General features: G+C 62.3%; 5 protein-coding genes and 1 tRNA gene. 1 reads left to right on the top strand and 5 read right to left on the bottom strand.

The genetic code is table 11. The annotated features are described in order from the left end of the window. The 3 genes from AC1DSN_RS18165 to AC1DSN_RS18155 form a co-directional block, all read right to left on the bottom strand. Positions 1–445 (bottom strand): exodeoxyribonuclease V subunit gamma (locus AC1DSN_RS18165; protein ID WP_477332050.1); only part of this gene is annotated, 445 nt, incomplete at its 3' end. 67 nt (positions 446–512) lie between these two features. Further along, positions 513–932, bottom strand: a complete 420-nt coding sequence (locus tag AC1DSN_RS18160; RefSeq protein ID WP_477296740.1) for a CopD family protein — start codon at positions 930–932, stop codon at positions 513–515. Between the two features lie 85 nt (positions 933–1,017). Next, positions 1,018–1,485 carry a hypothetical protein gene (locus tag AC1DSN_RS18155; protein ID WP_063571876.1) on the bottom strand — a complete coding sequence of 156 codons (468 nt, stop codon included), beginning with the start codon at positions 1,483–1,485 and terminating at the stop codon, positions 1,018–1,020. 247 nt (positions 1,486–1,732) lie between these two features. Between AC1DSN_RS18155 and AC1DSN_RS18150 the strand changes: the two genes are divergently transcribed. Continuing rightward, positions 1,733–2,665: a hypothetical protein gene (locus AC1DSN_RS18150; protein ID WP_477332048.1), complete on the top strand. Its 933-nt coding sequence runs from the start codon at positions 1,733–1,735 to the stop codon at positions 2,663–2,665. Between the two features lie 115 nt (positions 2,666–2,780). On the opposite strand, the gene AC1DSN_RS18145 is transcribed toward AC1DSN_RS18150, so the two are convergent. Both AC1DSN_RS18145 and uvrB read right to left on the bottom strand, forming a co-directional pair. Beyond that, positions 2,781–2,855, bottom strand: a tRNA-Val gene (locus AC1DSN_RS18145). Between the two features lie 84 nt (positions 2,856–2,939). Next, complete coding sequence (uvrB, locus tag AC1DSN_RS18140; RefSeq protein ID WP_477332052.1) at positions 2,940–4,973, bottom strand: excinuclease ABC subunit UvrB; 2,034 nt, start codon at positions 4,971–4,973, stop codon at positions 2,940–2,942. Positions 4,974–5,008 lie beyond the last annotated feature (35 nt).

The following is a 5,008-nucleotide window of genomic DNA, read 5'->3' as shown; positions in this document are numbered from 1 at the left end:
GATCCGCGAGGCGCTCCGCCAACTGATGGCATTTACGGGCGTCGCCCTCCGTACCGAGGAAGGCGGCCAGCGGCTCGAAAGCCGGCTCCCGCGCCACCGAAGGCAGGAGGCGCATCAAGCGCCAGACCAGGCGGGATTTGTCGAAAGGCGATTCGGGAGGCACGGCATCGCGACCGAGGACCGCGCGATAGGCCACCCACAGGAAGCGGCCCGGCAACTCGACGTTGACGGCAGCGGCTATGCCCAGCCCACCGTCGTCGACGGCGCGCGCCAGGGCCAGCCGGAACCACTGCGCAATGCCGTTGGACTGGACCAGAACCCATTCGTCCTCGAGCGGCTTCAGCGGGGCCCGGCGCAACCAGGCGACGAGGACATCGCGCAGCTCCTCCAGCCGGTTGCCGTGCAGCACCATGAGGCCTGGCGCGATGTCGTTCCCGTCGCTCAACCGGTGATTCCTGCATTTGTTGGGTCAGCGGCGATCATGACCGATCCGGGTCGCACCGGGCGAGACCTCAGAATGGCTTGGCGACGACGAGGTAAACGATGGCCAGCAGCACCAGCACGGGTAACTCGTTGCCGATACGCAGCGCCTTCGACGAGGGCAGTGCGCCGCCCGCCATGCTGCGCTTGAGCGCCCTTCCCGACCAGATGAAATAGGCGAGCATCACCGCGACCAGGGCCAGCTTCGCGTGCAACCAGCCACCACTGATGTGAAAGACGAACCAGAGGATCAGCCCGAGCACGAGGGCCACACCGAACATGCTGTGGCCGAACTTGTATAGCCGACGGCCCATCAGCTCGAGCCGTGCCTTCACCGCCGGCTCGTTGCCCGCTTCAACGATATTCACCAGGATGCGCGGCAGGTAGAACACCGTCGCCATCCAGGCGATGACGAACACGATGTGCAGGGATTTGATCAGTAGATAGGCCACGCACGCCACTCCGTCGGGGATTGCCGTGAGTGTAGCCCGTCGAGCGACGCGGGGCGTGCGGCCAGATGCCTCGGAGGCGACCCGCTCAGGGCGACTTGAGTTCCAGCATCTTGATGATGTTGATGGCGAAGGCCAGCATCGCGGCGACGGCGCCGCAGGTGATGATGACGCCAAAGACGCGTTCCTTCCACACGGTCAGAACATGCACATCTGCCCTGATTTCCTTTAGGGAAAGGTCGATGCCATCGAGCCGGCCTTCGATCCGGACGAAGCGTTCGTCGATCCGGACGAAGCGCTCGTCCATCCTGTCGAAACGCTCGTCGATCCGAACGAAGCGCTCGTCCATCCGGTCGAAACGCTCGTCCATCCTGTCGAACCGCTCATCCACCCGGTTAAGCCGACCGTCGATGCGCGTCAGCTGAACCTGCATGCCGATCAGGGTCGTCGCGATGGCGTCCCCCACCGCCGGGCTTGCGACGGTCCCTGGCGACTGGACCGCTCGGCGTGGACGATAAGGAGGAATACCGCTGCGTTTGCTCATTGCCTGCTCCATGAAGTCGATTCCTGCCGGATTGAAGAAACGCGGGCGGGATGACGGCCAGCGTGCAGCACGTCGACACATGGAGTCATGAGAATCCTGACCAGTTTCGGCGACGCATACAGACAGCTTGCCGACGCGCGCGAATACCCGGCATCCGCCCAGGGAGTCTCTTCAGGTAAGCACAGTCCGAGTATCGAAAATCCGACGTAGGCCCGTCCACGACCCTACGATCCCACTGAACCGATAGACTGATTTACCATTGAAGGAAGCCGACTATGGCGCTTCAGGGTACGGGGAGACAGGGATCGTGCACTCGCTTGCGCAAAGCCGCCACCTTTTCCTATTCGGGCTGTCTCTGGCGCTACTCGGCGGGGCATCCCCTGGATATGCTTCCCCGACCGAAGCAGCCTTCGAACACGCCGTAGACGCACAGCGCGCCGCCATCGCCAAAGAAAATTCGGCGACTCCGGGAACTCCGTGGGCTGGCGACTATTATTCCGGCGATGGCCTTGGCGCAAACGTATCCGTATCTCTCGCGCCCCGTTCTGGCGTTGCTGCCACATGGCAGGGATGCCTTGGTACCTACGCAGCGAACAAGGGAAGGGTGGTTCCCCAAGCGGACGGCAGTCTGCTTCTGAAATACGAGCAACCCAACGATCCGAGTGGTATCGGCTTTGCCGACCATGTCATGCCTGTCGTCTGGGGCGAACGCATGTACATGGTTTCCGAGAAGGAACTCCCGGCATTCGCCAGCGCGATAAACCTCGGTGATGAGCCGCGGGAGGGCGCATACGGCTCGTTTCTCATGCGCGACGGAGACGAACATCGCAAGGTATACGGGCTGCCTGCCCTGCCATCTGCACAGCGGTCGCTGATTCGCGAAGCGCCGCTGGACGTCGGCGTGGTCTCAGCGAGTCGGCTGCACGATAACCGTGCCGATCAGTTCGAATGCCGGTATCGGCTGGTACTGGATCACGGTGCTAACGACAGGCTGGCGGTAGGGATGGACCTTCGAGCGACCGGGGTCTATGCAGGAAATCGCATCACCCTGGAACAAACGACATCAACCCGCGCCGTTGGCACATTGAGCTTATACGGCGATGAATGCACCAAGCCAGATCAGCAGCCCTCGACCAGGACTCGTTTTACAACCGGCGCTTATCGCGAGATGGCGTCAAACGAGAAACCCTGAGTGAATACATGGACGGGTTGCGTGCCTAGCTGCTTGAGCGCAAGGCAAGAAAAAAGGAGCCGTGAGAGGCTCCCTTTATCGTTGTCTTCAAGCCACTTCTCGCTTTATGGAAAAGTGGTGGGCGGTACAAGGATCGAACTTGTGACCCCTACCATGTCAAGGTAGTGCTCTACCGCTGAGCTAACCGCCCGAAGAGCTGCGCAGTTTACCGGCGCCCGACGGGGTCCGCAAGAGGTCGCGGCAGATTTTTTTCAGTCACGGCCCGCCATGGGGCCTAGCGCAGGGCCCGCTCCCTGAGCCGGTGGATCTCGTCGCGGATCTTGCCCGCCTCCTCGAATTCGAGGTTCTGGGCGTGCTTGTACATCCGCGTTTCGAGTTTCTTGATGGCCGAGCCGGCCTGCTCCGGCGTGAGTGAGCCGTAGTCGGTCGCTTCTTCAGCCACCTTTTTCGCCTCCTTCCCGCGTTTGCCCTTGCCGCGCGAACCGAAGTCGGAACGTGCGCCCTCCATGATGTCGGCGATGCGCCGCACCACGGTCGTCGGCGTGATGCCGTGAGCCGCGTTGTACTCGATCTGTTTCTCGCGGCGACGGGCCGTCTCCTCCATCGCGATCTTCATCGAACCGGTGATCTCGTCGGCGTAGAGAATGGCCTTGCCACGCACGTTACGCGCGGCGCGGCCGATGGTCTGGATCAACGAGCGGTGCGAGCGCAGGAAGCCTTCCTTGTCGGCATCCAGGATCGCGACGAGCGAGACTTCGGGCATATCCAGACCCTCACGCAGCAGGTTGATACCCACCAGCACATCGAACTCGCCCAGGCGAAGATCGCGGATGATCTCCGTGCGCTCCACCGTATCGATGTCCGAATGAAGATAGCGCACCTTCACATCGTGCTCGGAAAGGTAGTCCGTGAGGTTCTCCGACATGCGTTTCGTCAGCGTCGTCACGAGTACGCGATCTCCCATCGCCACGCGCAGGCGAATCTCGCCAAGCAGGTCATCCACCTGGGTGCGGACGGGGCGCACTTCGACTTCCGGATCGATCAGGCCGGTGGGTCGCACAACCAGCTCCACCGGGTTGTCGTCCGCGCGCTCGAGCTCGTACTTCGCAGGTGTGGCCGACACGTAAATCGCACGCGGCGCACGGCGCTCCCATTCTTCGAAACGCAGCGGCCGGTTATCCATCGCCGAGGGCAGGCGGAAACCGAACTCCACCAGCGTCTCCTTGCGCGAGCGATCGCCTTTGTACATCGCGCCAAGCTGCGGCACGGTCACGTGCGATTCGTCCACCACCATCAAGGCATCGGGTGGCAGGTAGTCGAACAGCGTCGGCGGCGGCTCACCGGGACCACGCCGCGTCATGTGCCGCGAGTAGTTCTCGATACCCTGGCAGAAGCCAACCTCGGCCATCATCTCGAGATCGAAGCGCGTGCGTTGTTCGAGGCGCTGCGCCTCCACGAGCTTGTTGTCCCGATACAGCTGCTCGAGCCGTTCAGAGAGCTCGACCTTGATCGTCTCCATCGCATTGAGCACGCTTTGACGTGTACTGGCGTAGTGCGTCTTCGGGTACACCGTATAGCGAGGTACCTTGCGCAGGACCTCGCCGGTGAGCGGATCGAAGATGGAAAGGTTTTCCACATCACCGTCGAAGAGCTCGATGCGCAACGCCTCGGCTTCCGACTCCGCCGGGAACACATCCACGATCTCGCCGCGCACGCGGTAGGTACCGCGCCGCAACTCCATCTCATTGCGCACGTATTGCAGTTCGGTGAGCTGCTTGATCAGGGCGCGCTGCTCGATGTGCTCGCCGCGCGAGAGGATCAGACGGAGACTCATATAGTCCTCCGGATCGCCCAGGCCGTAGATAGCCGAGACCGTCGCCACGATGAGCGAGTCGCGCCGCGACAACAGGGCCTTGGTCGCGGCCAGGCGCATCTGTTCGAWGTGATCGTTGATGCTCGAATCCTTCTCGATGAAGGTGTCCGAGGCAACCACGTATGCTTCCGGCTGGTAGTAGTCGTAGTAGCTGACGAAATACTCCACCGCGTTGTTCGGGAAGAATTCCTTGAACTCGCCGTAGAGCTGCGCGGCCAGCGACTTGTTCGGCGCCAGCACGATGGTCGGCTTCTGGATCTTCTCGATCACGTTGGCGATCGTGAAGGTCTTGCCGGAACCGGTCACGCCGAGCAGGGTCTGCGCCGCCAGACCGGACTCAAAGCCCTCGGTAAGGCGACGGATGGCCTCGGGCTGGTCGCCTGAGGGCTGGACCGGAGAGACGAGCTGGACGCGAGCTGTCTGGGCTGACGATATGCTGGGTGGGAGCGCGAGTGTAGTGCGCGAGTGCC

The sequence above is a fragment of the Luteibacter sp. P4_D7_3 genome (assembly GCF_056401735.1).
Note: the sequence above shows the minus strand (reverse complement) of the source record. Positions and strands in the feature narration are given on the sequence as shown.